This is a genomic window from Streptomyces sp. A18, assembly GCF_059026065.1.
In genome coordinates this window covers 18529-33449 of the sequence record NZ_JBWLKL010000020.1, presented here as the reverse complement: position 1 = coordinate 33449, position 14921 = coordinate 18529, and the positions used below count along the sequence as shown (strand labels likewise).

Genomic DNA, 14921 nt, shown 5'->3' with positions numbered 1-14921 from the left:
ACCCCCGCGAAAGTGGACCAGGAGCACTCCGGAGCCTCTTTGAACCGCCTCACCGCGAGCAGCCCCGTGGCATTGGCACGGGGCCGCTCGCAATGCATCGGTTCCTTACGGGCGGGCACCAGCAGGTCCGCACGGACGTCCAGGGTGGCGCACAGCCCACGCGTCGTGGCAGGCAGGGGCGTGGAGCGTGCGGGGGGTCGGCAATTCCTGCATGCGATGGCGTGTGCAATCGCGGCCTACTCCGGAGGCGGCGTCACCAGCTTCGTAGCGCTGGGGTCGACGTCCTCTGCACAGGTGAGGGTTGGTAGGTCGTGGTCGAGCAGGCCGTTCATTTCGATGGCTGCCCGGCTCAGGAGGTGGGCGGCTTGGACGGACTGGCCGTCGGCGACTGCGGCGTAGAACCGGGCGGCATAGGTGATGGCGTCGACGTCGCCGATGGTGTCGGACATGCCGATGGCGAACGGCACGGTGGTGACTAGCTTCCCGGTCTGGGCAGCGGAGTGGCAGGAGTTGAGCAGGACCAGCAGCGGCTTGTCGTCCACGGCGGCGATGGCCCGGGCGAAGGCGCCGGCGCTGACGATGGCACCTTCGTGGAAGCTGTCCTCGCCTTTCTCGAAAGCGATCAAGCCTTGCGTGCTGTGGCCGGAGAAGTGCACGACGTGGGGACGGAACCGGGTCAGTGCCTCCAGGAAGATGTCTGCTGTCGCGGCCGGGTGAACATCCAGTTCGACAAGGTCGCGATGCGTAGCACTCTGCACGGCGCCACGAATCCTTTGCTGCTCCTGCCCGACTCGCAGGTCACCGGCGGAAGCGGCCGCCAGGAGCAGCACCCGCAGCTTCTCCGGCTTCGGGGCCCGCAGTTCCTTCAACACCGTGCGTACCTCGCCCTCCGCTGTCGATAGACGGCTCTCTATCTTTTGCTGCTCAGCTGCGGCATGCCGCTCCGTCTTCTGCAGCTCACGCTGGCGAGCCTCTTCCGCGGCCGCCCGCTCAGCCTGTTGCGCCTTCGCCAGCTTGACCGACAGGTCAGCTGCCTCCTTGGAGAGCTTGCCCACCTTGGCGCTCCACGTGCTGGCGTCCTGGCTCGCCTTGTTGGCCTCGTTCTCGTACCGCCCGGCAGCGCGCAGCTTGCTGTTGATGGTGCTCTGGCTGCTTGCCCTGGCGGCGGCCGCCTTCTCCTTCGTGGCCTTCACGCGCCTATCGGATTCCTTTTTGCGAAACTCGCCGACCTTCTTCTCCGCGTCGGCCCGGGCCTTGTTCTTTCTGCTCAGCTGGCTCTGGTAGTAACTAGCTTGCATGGGCGTGCCTCTCTGCAGTTACCGTCATGCCAGGCTATGGCCACCCACTGACAACGCCTCTCGTCGCTCTTCACCAGGTGTGGTGGCAAAACCAGCGGTGAAAAGTGAGCACGCTGCGGCGCGTACAGATGACTTGCACGAGGAGATGCTCACGCTGACCGACGGAATAGCGGGCGCGCGCGAGGATGGCGCTGACCGGATGGCCGCGGCCGACGCTATGTTCCGCGGGAGCGTGTGATCGTCTACGCGGCTATCGACGGGCTGCTCGCTCCCGCCCTGCGGAACGCCGGCGGACGCTGGGGTGACTTGTGCTGCAGTGCCGCTCAGCTCGGAAAGTCGAAGGTGTCCTGAACACCGCCTCGGGCGGGGCGAGGCGCTCGCGGTGTCTTTGGTTCTTTCGCCGCGTCGGGTGCACCGTCACCGGGTCTCCTTCGCGAAGAAAGCTGTGGCCCGCTTGAGGACGTCGACGTCCTCGCGCAGCCGGCGGTTCTCCCGCCGCAGCGCGGCCAGTTCCTCGCGCTCACTGCTGGTCAGCCCGTTGCGTTCGCCCGCGTCGACCCCGGCCTGTTTCACCCAGTCCCGCACCGCGGTCTCGGTCAGTTCGAAGTCCTTGGCGACCTGGCCGACCGAGCGGTCACCTCGTCGGCACAGCCCGACGATCTCAGCCTTGAACTCCGGCGTGAACGAACGGCGAGGGCGGCGAGGCTTCTTTTTCCCCATGCTCTCCATGATGGACATCCTCCCGGGGCTGAACCCCTGATCTCGAATGTCCGTCGAAGCGGATCAACGTCAGTACGGAACACATCACGGATCAGGGGTGGGGTTCAGTGGCGAACGACATCATTCGTGAACGGAGAGAGCGGCGCGGCGGATTATGGTCTGCCAGCGGTGGCGCGCTTTCGCTCTCGCTGAGGTCCGTGGCTGTGTTCGGGAGCGGGGTGTTGGCGGAACAATCGTCTCTGGAAACGCCGGTTTTGGCTAACCGGCGATGCCGGGCTATGTTGCGTGGCTTCGACTGAGGACGGACCTGGCACTACGTTCTACGGGTTCGTAGGAGGGCTGGCGGCGTAGAGGGTTTCTCGTAAGGTTCTCGTCGGCGAACTGTGAGCAGCCAGAGCCGGAGCGTGATCCGGCGCCATCGCAACGTGGTTCCAATGCCCCATCATGTTGAATGCGTCGCGATCCTGGAACCGGCCGCAAAGGGCTCCTGAACTGCTGTTTCGTGCGTGCCCCTATGCGCGGTGTGGTTGGTACGGGCGATATCTTGACGTTGAAATGACGCTCACGCTGATGGAGTGTCAGGTGTGTTGCGTCGCTGGTCAGGCGTGTGATTACTAAGATCGTGAGCAGGGGTGCCGGAAATTTCGTGGTGCCAAGCAGTCGCGCCCAGCAGGTTCTTCGTCTGCTGGTGGTACACGCCCAACCTCCCTTCTGACCTGCGACAAAGGGTGGAAACGTCTGGTGTGAGGCTGAGTTGGTCCGCACCTGGTCCGGATCTTGGTGAGACCGGACTGAGGATCGTCCTGTAGGCGCGGGGGCTTTTCGGTGAGGGCCCGGCGGTGAGGACGGACGGCGGTGCCGGGCGTAGCTCGCCCGCCTCTTGGGCCTCGATGCGCGGATGGCGGCAATGCGCCCTCGGCCGGCGGCAGTCTGCCGGTTCATTCGGCGGCCGGCTTCAGGAGCCCGGCGCCGGGCCGGCCCGCGGGCTCTGTCCCCCGTGCGAGCTACGCGGAAGTGTCCACCGCGCGGTGACGATTCGAAGCCGGCGGATCCATAGCGTTGCGCACAGCCGCGGCGCTCCGGCTGCGGATTCGGCGGAGGAGTTTTGGTGAGACTGGTATGACAGCTTGTGGCCGTCGCGGCCATCGCCCTCATGGCGGTCAGGGGATCGCCGCGGTGCATGAGGACAACCCCTGGCTCACGCTCGTCCTCGGCGTCCTGACGGCTGTGCTCGCGGTGCTCGTTTACGGGTGGGTGGTACGCCGGACCGAGCGCCGCCCGGCCACGGAGGTGGCCGGGCGGGGACTGGCCGAGGCCGCGTTCGGCGTGGGGACACTGATCGGCTTGGCGGTGTTCGGGCTTGTCATCCTGCAACTGGCCACCAACGGGTACTACGAGATCAACGGCCGGGGCTCGACGACCGGAGCGGTAGGGCTCGTCGGTTTCATGGCCGCCGCCGTGGCGAAGGCGACCAAGACTTCTGCGTTGTGGCGTCCTCAGGCGGTAGGGGAGCGGCAGTTCTCACGTTCGGCAACCGGCGTCCCAACGTCCCAACGTCCCAACGTCCCGGCGTCCCGTTCCACGCCCACGACGTCTGTGCTGGTCAGGGCATGTTTCGGCGTCCCGGCGTCCCGTAGTGGTCGTCATCTGTGGCGGGCGGGACGGATCACCGAACAAGCTGCGGTCATCCCAGCAACACGCTGGACGAACCATTTCCGCACCCTTCAGCACCATGGAGATCTAGATGGGTTCGCGCCTTGTCGCCCGTTCCGCCCGCCTCGCCCTCACCGGCGCCGCGACGGCCGCCGCCACGGCCGACAGCCGCAGCACCGGCCTGCGTAACCGACGACCTGACCTTCACGGTCACCGAGGAGACGCAGGCGGGCGGCTACCTCTTCCTCACCGCCAAGGCCAAGCCCGGTATCTCCCGCACCCTGGAGGGCGTCTTCCCCTCCGCGTCCTTCGGCTCCTCCCCCGACACTGCCGTGTCGCCCGCCGAGCACGCTGTCAGCGAGAGCATCACCCTCGAAGGCTCCACCACCGCCCACGCCGGCATCAACCCCAAGATCACCAACGACGACCTCGGCCGGGAATCCGACCAGCTCCACCTCTCCGTCGCCGGCGACGAAGTCAACTCCATCACCCTCGACCTCCCCAACACCGTCCTGGTCGACCAGCCCATCGCCACCAACTGGCACGCCGACCCCACCGACGCCGTCCCCTTCTCCAGCTGACGCACTTCTCCGGCTACTAGCTGTACCAGCTGACCTTCTTCACCAGCTGACCCGCCTCTCCGGTCGACCTCCGCCCGGGGGGCGCCTGCGCACAGCGAAGCCGGTGCGGGCTCCCGTCCCCACGGGCCCTGACCGGCGGTCTGTCGGGAGTCGGCGTACGTACGCGTACCGCTCGATGCGTCAGCCGTACACCGGCTTCCCTTCACCTCACGCGCACACCACTCCCGGTCCTCGTCGGAGCCCTTCGGCCCGCCCTTGCCGTCTTAGGACGGAGGGCGATCATGGCTCGGCTTTGATGTCGTCGGCGGAGGTGATGGCGGGTGAGGAACGTCCGCGCCGGCTGGCGGCGCGAGGTGAGAACTGGCGACGAGAGAGCCTCCCGTGCGAGGCGGCGGTGAACGCCGAAATAGATCGTGAAGGAGCGACGTGAACAAGTGGTTGGACGAATTCAACTGACGTCGGCAAACACCGCCGTCCCAGTAAGCGCACGGCGGATCGCCCTGCCGTGACGCCCCTCCCTCTGCATGCCGTCCATCTGCGAGTGCCATCCAGAGTGGGCAGTAGCTCCAATAACGTGTCGCTGACCATTGCGTGACACAGAGGGTCATTTTTTCCAGCGCCGGTTCAAACTATGACGAACCTGGCGCCTGTCACTTCTCGTTTCCCCGACCCGCGCAAGGAAAAACTACGTGACCATTACGTGGCGAGACCAATCCTGTCAGAAACTCGTTGTGGAAGAGCAAGTCGCTGGACACGACAGTGGAACCTGGACATACCAATTGTCGGATCAGTGGTTCGGCATCGTCACGCCAATACGAGGTGCGTGTCAGATTGAACGTCGAGACAATCACGGTTGGCGACGTACCACGCTCACGCCTGGAGAGGTCTGCCGGGTCGCACCCAACAACCTGATCCGGCTCAGCAGCACATCGCCCAGACGTCTCCCATTCGAAGTCGTTTATATCCAGCTTTCCGTAGAATTTCTTCAGCGAGCGCTGGACACACACACCACCGCCCCTGTCCGTGATGTTTCGGAATTACAAACACTGCGCGCCTTCGATCCACATGCCGCATCCATGGCGCAAGCTCTACTTCACGCCCGAAAGACAGGTGCAGGAGAGCGCTATGCCCTGAGTGCAGCCCACTACCTGGCCGAATACTTGCTCCATCCATTCCGTTCCGCATCACCGGGCACGGGAGGCCTCGGCCCGGAACAACTGCTCACACTGCGGGCCTACATGGAGATGCACCTGTCCGAGAACATCACACTCGACCAGTTAGCCAGAGAAGCACGTCTCAGCCGGTACCACTTCCTGCGCCAATTCTCTGTCACCACGGGAAAGACGCCCATGCGGTACTTGACAGGGTTACGCATCGACGCTGCCCGCCATCTGCTCACAGCGGGCAGCGACCCCATATCCCAGGTCGGCAGGCTCTGTGGTTTCCCGAATCCGGAGAACTTCGCGCGGGTGTTCAGGAAGCACATGGGCTGCTCGCCCTCGGAGTACCGGCAGCGGGGGCAGTGTCCGCCCTCTCCTTGAACGCCGACACGTGACGACGGACCATGGCCCCAGCGAACACGGTGGTGGAGAAGGTGGCAGACACGTGCTGGACGAGGCCCGCGAGCAGAGCGAGCAGCGTCGTGGCCCTGCTCCGCCGCTGGAGGGGGCGGCGTATTTCACGGACGATTTCGGCGAAAAGCGTGCGCTGGCCACGGCAGTCGAGGAGAGCAGGGTGGCTCGCCACCACCATCTCGAAGCAGTCGTCGTCCAGTTGGAAAGCCGCTGTGCACAGCAACGGTGTCCGGCCGAGGCCGAACGGGCAGCCCGCAGGTCAACCGTCCGACGGCGTTACGGGTCTGCCCGCTGCCGCCCAGCTCACAACTCCGCACCAACGCGGGCTGCTGCTCCGTCAGCGGTAATGCGCCGACATCATGTCCCAAGGAACTCTCCTTCGGCCGAGGCGAATGCCACATTCAGGTGATTGCCTCAAAAGTGATCGGAAGGGATGCAAGGAAGCGGAAGTTGATGCTTTCGAGCCACTCGGGCTGCGCCACCTCGCACTTCCAGTTGGTGGTCCGACGCAACAGCGCCCGCAGTGCGACGTCGATCTCGGTGAGAGCTAGTGAGGCGCCCAGGCAGTAGTGGATGCCGTGCCCGAACGACAGGTGATCAGCGGCCGGTCGGGAGACATCCAATACGTCAGGGTCGGTGTAGCGGCGGGGGTCACGATTCCCTGAACCAAGAACCAGGGTCACCGACTGGCCAGCTCGGATCAGGTGCTCACCGATGTCGATGTCGGCGAGCGCCTTCCGAGTGGTGAACTGGACCGAACTGTCGTATCTCATCAGTTCGTGCGTGGCGGGTGTAATCAGCTCAGGATCTCTGCGAAGCCGCTGAGTTTGCTCGTCGTTGTTCAACAGGGCGAGGGCCGCGTTACCGATCAGATGCGTGGTAGTCGCCTGCCCCGCGTCGATGAGCAGCAGGAGGTTGGCGAAGACTTCGTCCTCGGTGTAGTCGGCTGCCCGGATTTGGGGACTGATCATCCGGCTAAAGAAGTCGTCGGCCGTGCTGTTTCGACGAGCGGTGGTAGTGCGGTCGAAGGACTCCCTCAGTGCCTGTATCCGCGCGTTCTGGGAGTCGGACTGGGTAAAGAACTCATGCAACAGCCCCTGCCAGCTCTCCAGAAGGTGGGTGGCGTCGTCGGATACGCCTGCCAGTTTCGCGATGACGCCACGGCTGAGCGGTTCCGAGAAGTCGTGAATGATGTCCATGCGCCCGCTCGGCAGGACCTTGTCGAGCAGTTCGTCGGCCAACTCCTGGACATGAAAGCGTAGTTCCCGGGCGAGGCGGGGAGAAAGGCTCGGCCTGATCAGTCGGCGTAGCCGGGTGTGATGCGGCGGATCATTGAACAGCATCATGTCCGACAGTGTGCGAGCCAGCAGTGCAACATCGCCACGGGCCTGTTCGGGGAAGCTCTCGTAGAAATCCGAAATTCTGGCTACAGAAAGACGTCTGTCCTTCGAGAGATCGACGATTTCCGGATGGCCGAACACTGCCCAGGTCTGCATCCATTCATCCCACTGCACCGGTGATTTTGTACGTAACTCGGCATAGAATGAGTATGGCTCCGCCGCATGTTCGGGATCGAGCAGGTGAGAAAGATTCGTCATATGGGGAGTGCGCATGGAAGATCCTCCAGTCCACCGCATCGAAGGAGTCGAAACCCGAGGCTTCTAGCGGGAGGGGGGTTCTGATGGGGCCGACCACCCGTCATAGCCTGGCCCGCCCGGAAGACAGAGGCAGCATGATCGTTGCTTCGCACCGTATCTGAACAAAGCCGGGGGGCCAGGGATGCGAGTTCTGAGTGGGGATCGGGTCCCTTTATGGCCCGCCAGATCATGAATAGTACATGAGGGTTAAGCACTGCGCCGGTATTGGAATATCGAGACAGGCTAGCCATGTCCGCGAGCTGGCGTCAAGTGTCGCCAGCAAAGGACGGTTGACAGTTATTGCGCTCCTCTGGACACATATTGCGCGCCGCCTCGCCGGCCTTTCTTGCGGCATTGACGCTGGGGTTCGATGAGCGTGTACTGCTCATGTTCGCCCGCCACTCCTGTCCGTAGGAATGCAGTCTGTTTTCGGGAGTTGATACCGGTAGTACCTGATCCGTTGGCAACGCTAGTCGGGTTGTGGACTGAACTGCTTGGACACACCGATCTCCGTGACGACTCCGACTTCTTCGAGTTGGGGGGGGATCCACTGCTGACCACATTCCTTACCCGCCAGCTCGACCAGCGTCTCGGCGTTCAGGTCCCCGCCCGGGGCGATGTTGGCCGCTCGCGCGCTGGGGCGGCAAGCCGAGGTCGCCCTTGGCCTGTTGGAACGCCATGAACCGAGCAGCATGAGCCGAGAATTAGTGTGGGAATTTTGATGACCTTGCCAGAACAGAACCTTGTGTCGAACGCTCCACACGAGGAGCTCAGCCCAGTCCATGCAGTCGTGGCCCGGATAGCCAGCAGTGATCCACTGAGGGTCGCCGTTCGGAGCAGGGGCGCCGAGCTGAGCTACGGCGAGCTCGACGCTTGGGCCAGGCGCATCGCAGCGTCTGTCCGTGCGGCAGGTGCGGGCAGAGGCGAGCGAATCGGTGTGCTCGTTGAACCTTCGAACGCGATGATTGCCGCCGTGCTCGGAATCCTGTACGCCGGTGCCGCGTACGTCCCGGCAGACCCGGCCCACCCTGATCAGCGGATCGCTGATGTGTTCGCTGACGCGGGCGTGTCTGCCGTGATCGTCGCAGACGGCACGTCCTGCCGACTGCCCACGCTCACATGCCCGGTCATTCGAGCGGAGGACGCCCGAGAAGGAGAAGAGACCACGGCGGCGGCAGTCGCGGTGACACCCAATGACGCCGCTTACATCATCTACACCTCGGGCAGCACTGGCGAGCCCAAAGGCGTCCTGGTCGAGCACAGTCAGCTGTCCGCTTCCACTTGGGCACGCCGCGCGGTGTATCCCGGCGCTCCACTCTTTTTGCTTGTGTCCCCCTTGGCCTTCGATTCCTCGGTTGCCGGGGTGTGGGGGACCTTGACCGCGGGGGGATGCTTAGTCGTAGCTGCGTCTGATGAAATCCGCGATCCTGAGCAGCTGGCCCGCCTGGTGGCACGCTGGCAGGTGACCCGGCTGCTCTGTGTACCGCTCCTCTACGGCGCACTGCTAGACGCGGCGGCACGGCAGGGCACGCGGCTGGATGCGCTGGATACGGTGATCGTGGCCGGCGAGTCGCTAGCTGAGGCATTGGTGGAACGCCATTTCGCCTTGCTCGGCCGCACAGTCGCCCTGGTCAATGAGTACGGCCCGACCGAGGCCACTGTATGGGCCAGCTTCCGCCGTTATGAGGCCCCTGGACCGGTATCCATCGGCGGGCCGGTGCCTGGTGTCCGCCTATACCTGCTGAATGAGGAGCTGGAGCCGGTCCCACGCGGTGTAAGCGGCGAGCTGTTCATCGGCGGCACAGGGGTAGCTCGAGGATACTTCGGCCGCCCTGAAGCGACTGCCCAGGCTTTCATCGGCGACCCTTTCACCGACGTCGAGGGCGCCAAGATGTACCGCACGGGGGACCTCGCCCTGTGGAACGACGATGGCGAGTTGGAATTCCTCGGCCGCCGCGATCAACAAGTTAAGATCCGTGGCCATCGGATCGAGCTCGGCGCAGTCGAGGCTCATCTGCGTACTGCACCAGGGGTCAGCGACGCCGTCGTGGTGACGAACGCGGAGCGGACCCAGCTTGTCGGGTTCGTCCTGTCGCCTCCTGACATTTCTCCTGAACCAATCCGCGAGCATGTGGCCCGCAAGCTGCCGCAAGCCATGGTTCCGAACTGGATTCACGTGCTCGATCGGTTTCCTGTGACTGGCAACGGCAAAATCGACCGAAAACGCCTTAGTGCTCTGGCAGAAACCTATCCGGACTCCCAGACAGAGGATGTAGCCGCCGCCCCCACGGACGACACGACTGGACGGGTGTCCGCCGCGTGGGCCGAGGTACTGAAGCGGAAAGACGTTCCGATCGAGGTGAATTTCTTCGATCTGGGCGGCCACTCGGTCAAGCTCTTTGAGCTGCAGAACGCCCTTGAGCGGCATACGGGAGTTCGGCTCTCGGTTGTTGCTCTGTTCTCGCGTACCACGGTGGCGGCGCAGGCAACGCTGATCCGTGACGGCGTGTCCTCGGACGATGGTTCGGCTGTGGTCGGGCGAGCGGCATCGGCCAGGCGCGCTCGCGCGCTGCGAGCACGGCGCCGGCGTTTAGAGGAAGGGGAACGGCGGTGACGGTGGAGTTGACCTGGTTCCGGCGCGACCTCGTGCCTGGCGGTGCCGTCCATCGGCTGGTCTGCCTCCCACATGCAGGCGGATCGGCCTCCGTGTTCAAGGAGTGGGGGAGCAATCTTCCCAGGATTGAAGTCCAGGCCGTACGCAATCCGGGACGCGCTGAACGGATCGATGAGCCCTCACCAACCGATCTGCATCATGCGCTTCGGGAACCCGCAAGCAGGCAACTACCCACCGCCCGCCGAAGCCGAGAACGACGCCGAAGATTGTTCATGGACACCCTGGTCGGGTTGGGAGGCGCAGACCCGGAGTCGGCCGCCGACCCGACTTTCACTCGGCAACGTCAAGATAACCAGCCGGAAGGACTCGTCTCATGCAGGCCAATAGGGATGTAACCCTGACATGGGATATTGCGCTGCCCGATCCCCCCTCCTCGCGGCCCGAGTTGAGCCGGTCGTACACCGCCCCGGACAGCGCAGCCGAGCGGCGCGTGGCCCTGTTCCGGCACCCGACGGTGGCCGCCGTGGCTGCGCATCTCGACCAGACGGCCGAGCAGGAGGCGGCCGGCGCGGCAGCGACCGCCGGGCCGCCCTGCACAAGCTCCGTTCCAGGAAGGGCACGACGCGATGACGACCGAGGAAGCCGCACAGCACGACCTTGAGCAAACGGTGGCTGTCGTGGGGATGAGCGGACGCTTCCCCGGCGCCCCCGACCTCGACGCCTACTGGGCCAACCTGCGCGACGGCGTCTGCTCGCTGTCCGAGTTCACCGAGAAGGAACTGCTCGCCGACGGGGCGGACCCGGCCGAGCTGCGCAATCCCGCATTCGTCCCGGTGCAGGGGCATCTAGCTGACGCGGACCGCTTCGAGGCCGAGCTCTTCGGCTTCAACCGCACCGAGGCGGCGGCCCTGGACCCGCAGCACCGGGTGCTCCTGGAGACCGCCTGGTCGGCGCTGGAGGATGCCGGGTACGCCCCGCTGAACGCACCGTCCCGCACCGGCGTCTACATGGGCGGCAGCTCGACGGAGCACGCGCTGGCCGCCGAGACGGACCCGGCGCTCGCCGCGTCGATCGGCGCGATCCAGGTGCGTCTCCTCACCGACCGCGAGTTCCTGGCGCCCTGGATCTCCTACCGGCTGGGCCTGGACGGGCCGAGCATGATGGTGCAGACGGCCTGCTCGTCCTCGCTGACGGCGGTCCATGTTGCCGTCCAGGCCCTGCTGCTCGGCGAGTGCGACACCGCGCTCGCGGGCGGCGTCGCCATCGGCGCCCCACGCAAGGAGGGCTACGTCTACTACCAGGGCGGGACCTCCTCCGCCGACGGCCGCTGCCGCCCCTTCGACGAGAAGGCGGCCGGCACGGTGGCGGGCAGCGGGGTGGGCGTGCTGGTGCTGCGGCGGCTGGAGGACGCGCTCGCCGACGGCGACCCGGTGCGCGCGGTGATCCGGGGCACGGCAGTCACCAACGACGGGGCCGGCAAGGTCGGCTTCACCGCTCCGGGCGTGGACCAGCAGACGGCCGCGATCACCGAGGCGTGGGCTGCGGCGGGGCTGGAGCCGTCAGCGGCGCAGTACGTAGAGGCGCACGGGACCGGGACCGAGCTGGGCGACCGGATCGAACTGGCGGCGGCGAGCGCGGCGTTCACCGCCCGAGCCGGCCTCGACGGTGGCGTCGGCATCGCGCTCGGTTCGGTGAAGTCGAACATCGGGCACGCCGACGCGGCGGCCGGTGTGGCGGCGCTGATCAAGACGGTCCTGATGCTGGAGTACGCCACCCTGGCTCCGACGGTGAACGTCACGAGCCCGATGGCCGCCCTGCGGGACTCGCCGCTGCGGTTGGTGACCGAGACCCGTCACTGGCCGCGCAGGCCGGACCTGCCCCGGTTGGCCGGCGTGACGTCGGTCGGCATGGGCGGCACGAACGTGCACGTGGTGGTGCAGGAGGCACCGGCACGCGAGCCGCGCGCGAAGGCCGACGCCCGCCCGACGGTCCTGCCGCTGTCGTCCCGCACCGAGCATCAACTCGCTGTCGTGGCATCACGGTTGGCGGCACGTCTGCGCGAGGCCGACGCCCCCGCCCTCGCCGATGTCGCGCACACCCTGCGCACCGGCCGGGTCGGGATGCCCGTGCGTGCCTACGTGGTCGCCGCCGGCCTGCAGGATGCGTCGGACAAGCTCATGGCACTGGCCGAGGGCCACCCGGATCCGGTGCGGGACCCGTCGGGGGAGGTGTGGCTGCGCGGCGAGGAGGTGGCCTGGCCGGCGCTCGACGGCGAGGTGCGCCGGGTACGGCTCCCGTCGTACCCGTTCGCGGGCGAGAGCTACGGCGCCCTGACGCTGCGCGGCCCGGCCGCTCCGGCGCCGGCCGTGAGTGGGGCGCCCGCGCCGGGGGGCGAACTGGAGCCCGGGGTCGTCGAGTTGGTGATCGAGGTGCTGGATCTCGACGGGCCCGCCGGTCTGGAGAAGACGTACCTCGAGGCGGGCGGCGACTCGCTGACGTCCGTGCATCTGGCCGGACGGCTCCGCGACGAGCTGGGCATCGACGTACCGATCGAGCTGTTCCTGGAACCGGTCACGCTAAAGGAGATGACGATCCGCATCCTGGAGATCAAGGAAGGCGGCGAGGGCGCCGGGCGCCCTGCTCGCCGAGTTGCGGCCGTGCGGCGGCCCACCTTCGCCTCGGTGCACGGCGAGGGCGTGACCGAGGTCCACGCGAAGGACCTCACCCTTGACAAGTTCCTCGATACACACCTCCTCGCCGACGCCCCCGCGCTGCCCCGCGCCGAGCAGGCGCCGCGCACCGTGCTGCTGACCGGCGCGAACGGCTACCTCGGCCGCTTCCTCGCCCTGGAATGGCTGCGCACCCTGGTGCCGGCCGGCGGACGGCTGATCGCCTTGGTGCGCGGCAAGGACGCCGCCGCGGCCCGGCAGCGGCTGGACGCGGCCTTCGACAGCGGCGACCCGGAGCTGGTGCGGACGTACGAGGAACTGGCCGCGGTCCATCTCGAGGTCGTGGCGGGTGACATGGCGGAACCGCGGCTCGGCCTGGATGAGGCGGTCTGGGACAGGCTGGCCGACGAGGTCGACCTGATCGTCCACGCCGGTGCGCTGGTGAACCACCTCCTGCCGTACCCGCACCTCTTCGAGGCCAACGTCGTCGGCACCGCTGAACTCGTCCGGCTGGCCCTCACCCGCCGGACGAAGCCGATCACCTACATCTCCAGCGTCGGGGTCGCCGACTCCTGCCGACCGGCCCTCGACGAGGACACCGACGTCCGCGTCGCCATACCGGCCCTGAACGTTGACGGTGGCTACGCCAACGGGTACGCGACCAGCAAATGGGCCGGTGAAGTGCTGCTGCGGGAGGCGCACGACCTGTGCGGACTGCCGGTCACGACCGTTCGGTCCAGCATGATCCTCGCGCACAGCCGGTACGGCGGACAGCTCAACGTCACCGACGTGTTCAGCCGCCTCCTGTTCAGCGTGCTCGCCACCGGCGTCGCGCCGCGCAGCTTCTACCGTGCGGACGGCGAACGCGCCCACTACGACGGCCTGCCGGTCGACTTCACCGCCGCCGCCGTGGTGGCGCTGGGGGGCCGCGGCACCTCTGAAGCCCCGTCCGAGTACCGGACGTTCAGCCTCGTGAACCCCAACGACGACGGCGTCTCCCTCGACGCCATCGTCGACTGGCTCGCCCAGGACGGCCACGCCATCGAGCGGGTGGACGACTACGCCGAGTGGTACCTGCGGTTCGAGGCGGCGATGCGCGCCCTGCCCCAGGCACAGCGGCATTACGCGGCGCTGCCCATCCGGCACGCCTTCAAGGAGCCCGAGGACCCGGTACCCGGATCCGTCATCCCCTCCGACCGGTTCCGCGCCGCCGTCCGGGCCGGCGCCATCGCAGGGCACGGGGACATCCCGAGCGTCACGCGCGACCTCGTCGCCAAGTACGCCCGGGACCTGAAGTACCTGATGACAGCGGGGCGCCCCATGGACGGCGGCCACGTCAACCACTGACGTGCCGCCCGGGACGCGGGGCCGGGGTCATCCCCCGTCCCCGGCTCCGCGTCCCGCAGTACAGCCCCCGGGACGGCCGGAAGGGCTTGGTGCCATACCGAACCTTCGGTGTGCCCATGGTCGACGGTTCGATGTTCAGGCAGGGCGAGAGAGACTGCGGGCGGCCGAGCGGCGCGTCAGGAGCGTGCGATCCGTACGCGTGAGGCCATCCTGGAAGCCGTGGCGCGCCTGTTCATCGAGGTCGGGTACGAAGCCGCCACCATCGCCGCACTCGTCGAACGGACCGGGCCGAGGGGCTTGTTCCGCAGACGCACAAGCTCCAGGAATGGGTCGACCTCGGGCTCCCGCTCGCACGCCGGATGCCCCAGGAACCGATGCTACGTGCGGCTGTCCAGCTGTCCGTCTACCCCAAGGCACGCAGCATGCGCGGCACGCGCTGGCCGGACTGGATCAGCCTGTTCGAGGACCTGCTCGTGGAGGCCGAGGAGCGCGGCGAGCTGCTGCCGCACGCGGTCCACGCGGAGATCGCACGGCTGATCGTGGGTGCCTGGACCGGAGTGCAACTGGTGACCGAGGCGCGGCCGGAGAGCCCGGGCCTGTCCGAGGAGATGGCGCGGCTCTACCAGTTGATCCTGCCGAACGTCGCCACCATGGGCGTCCTCGCCAAGCTGGACACCTCCCCGTACCACGCGAAACGCCTGCTCGAATGGGTGCCCTGAACGCTCAGTCGGAGCTGACCTCCACTGCCAAGGTCGCCTTGTAGCTGTCGGACACCCTGTCACCCAGTGCCGTCAGGGTGAGCACACCGGAGGACTTCCTGGCCGACTC

General features: G+C 66.5%; 10 protein-coding genes and 1 pseudogene. 8 read left to right on the top strand and 3 right to left on the bottom strand.

All coding sequences use genetic code 11. The annotated features are described in order from the left end of the window. Nucleotides 1–236 precede the first annotated feature (236 nt). Nucleotides 237–1298: a CHAT domain-containing protein gene (locus AC5P1C_RS26865; RefSeq protein WP_493868498.1), complete on the bottom strand. Its 1062-nt coding sequence runs from the start codon at nucleotides 1296–1298 to the stop codon at nucleotides 237–239. 417 nt (nucleotides 1299–1715) lie between these two features. Then, the gene (locus tag AC5P1C_RS26860; RefSeq protein WP_493868497.1) at nucleotides 1716–2018 is read right to left on the bottom strand and encodes a transposase; all 303 of its coding nucleotides are present in this window, start codon (nucleotides 2016–2018) and stop codon (nucleotides 1716–1718) included. Nucleotides 2019–3147: 1129 nt separating this feature from the next. On the opposite strand from AC5P1C_RS26860, the pseudogene AC5P1C_RS26855 reads away from it, so the two are divergent. The 3 genes and pseudogenes from AC5P1C_RS26855 to AC5P1C_RS26845 all read left to right on the top strand — a co-directional run. Beyond that, nucleotides 3148–3476, top strand: a pseudogene (locus AC5P1C_RS26855) (CPBP family intramembrane glutamate endopeptidase); the annotation flags it as partial. A 299-nt stretch (nucleotides 3477–3775) separates the two neighbouring features. After that, nucleotides 3776–4252 (top strand): DUF4232 domain-containing protein, encoded by a 477-nt coding sequence (locus AC5P1C_RS26850; RefSeq protein WP_493868496.1) that lies wholly within the window; start codon nucleotides 3776–3778, stop codon nucleotides 4250–4252. Between the two features lie 689 nt (nucleotides 4253–4941). After that, nucleotides 4942–5793, top strand: a complete 852-nt coding sequence (locus AC5P1C_RS26845) for a helix-turn-helix domain-containing protein (protein WP_493868495.1) — start codon at nucleotides 4942–4944, stop codon at nucleotides 5791–5793. Nucleotides 5794–6227: 434 nt separating this feature from the next. Here the strand turns inward: AC5P1C_RS26845 and AC5P1C_RS26840 are convergent, their stop codons facing one another. Beyond that, entirely contained in the window at nucleotides 6228–7439 is a 1212-nt protein-coding gene (locus tag AC5P1C_RS26840; RefSeq protein WP_493868494.1) for a cytochrome P450, read from the bottom strand. A 394-nt stretch (nucleotides 7440–7833) separates the two neighbouring features. On the opposite strand from AC5P1C_RS26840, the gene AC5P1C_RS26835 reads away from it, so the two are divergent. From AC5P1C_RS26835 to AC5P1C_RS26815, 5 genes are all read left to right on the top strand, one after another. Continuing rightward, nucleotides 7834–8145 carry an acyl carrier protein gene (locus AC5P1C_RS26835; protein WP_493868493.1) on the top strand — a complete coding sequence of 104 codons (312 nt, stop codon included), beginning with the start codon at nucleotides 7834–7836 and terminating at the stop codon, nucleotides 8143–8145. 63 nt (nucleotides 8146–8208) lie between these two features. Then, nucleotides 8209–10077 (top strand): non-ribosomal peptide synthetase, encoded by a 1869-nt coding sequence (locus AC5P1C_RS26830; RefSeq protein WP_493868593.1) that lies wholly within the window; start codon nucleotides 8209–8211, stop codon nucleotides 10075–10077. Further along, nucleotides 10074–10472 (top strand): thioesterase domain-containing protein, encoded by a 399-nt coding sequence (locus tag AC5P1C_RS26825; RefSeq protein WP_493868492.1) that lies wholly within the window; start codon nucleotides 10074–10076, stop codon nucleotides 10470–10472. The genes AC5P1C_RS26830 and AC5P1C_RS26825 overlap by 4 nt, the downstream gene beginning before the upstream one ends. Before the next feature lie 231 nt (nucleotides 10473–10703). Beyond that, nucleotides 10704–14093: a thioester reductase domain-containing protein gene (locus tag AC5P1C_RS26820; protein ID WP_493868491.1), complete on the top strand. Its 3390-nt coding sequence runs from the start codon at nucleotides 10704–10706 to the stop codon at nucleotides 14091–14093. Between the two features lie 374 nt (nucleotides 14094–14467). After that, a complete protein-coding gene (locus AC5P1C_RS26815) occupies nucleotides 14468–14812 on the top strand; it encodes a TetR/AcrR family transcriptional regulator (protein WP_493868490.1) in 345 nt (114 codons plus the stop codon). The last annotated feature ends 109 nt before the right edge of the window (nucleotides 14813–14921 follow it).

Coding starts and splice junctions, on each gene's coding strand:
- AC5P1C_RS26865 (WP_493868498.1), bottom strand. CDS start 1,298: ATGCAAGCTAGTTACTACCAGAGCCAGCTGAGCAGAAAGAACAAGGCC.
- AC5P1C_RS26860 (WP_493868497.1), bottom strand. CDS start 2,018: ATGGGGAAAAAGAAGCCTCGCCGCCCTCGCCGTTCGTTCACGCCGGAG.
- AC5P1C_RS26840 (WP_493868494.1), bottom strand. CDS start 7,439: ATGCGCACTCCCCATATGACGAATCTTTCTCACCTGCTCGATCCCGAA.
- AC5P1C_RS26835 (WP_493868493.1), top strand. CDS start 7,834: ATGAGCGTGTACTGCTCATGTTCGCCCGCCACTCCTGTCCGTAGGAAT.
- AC5P1C_RS26820 (WP_493868491.1), top strand. CDS start 10,704: ATGACGACCGAGGAAGCCGCACAGCACGACCTTGAGCAAACGGTGGCT.
- AC5P1C_RS26815 (WP_493868490.1), top strand. CDS start 14,468: ATGCTACGTGCGGCTGTCCAGCTGTCCGTCTACCCCAAGGCACGCAGC.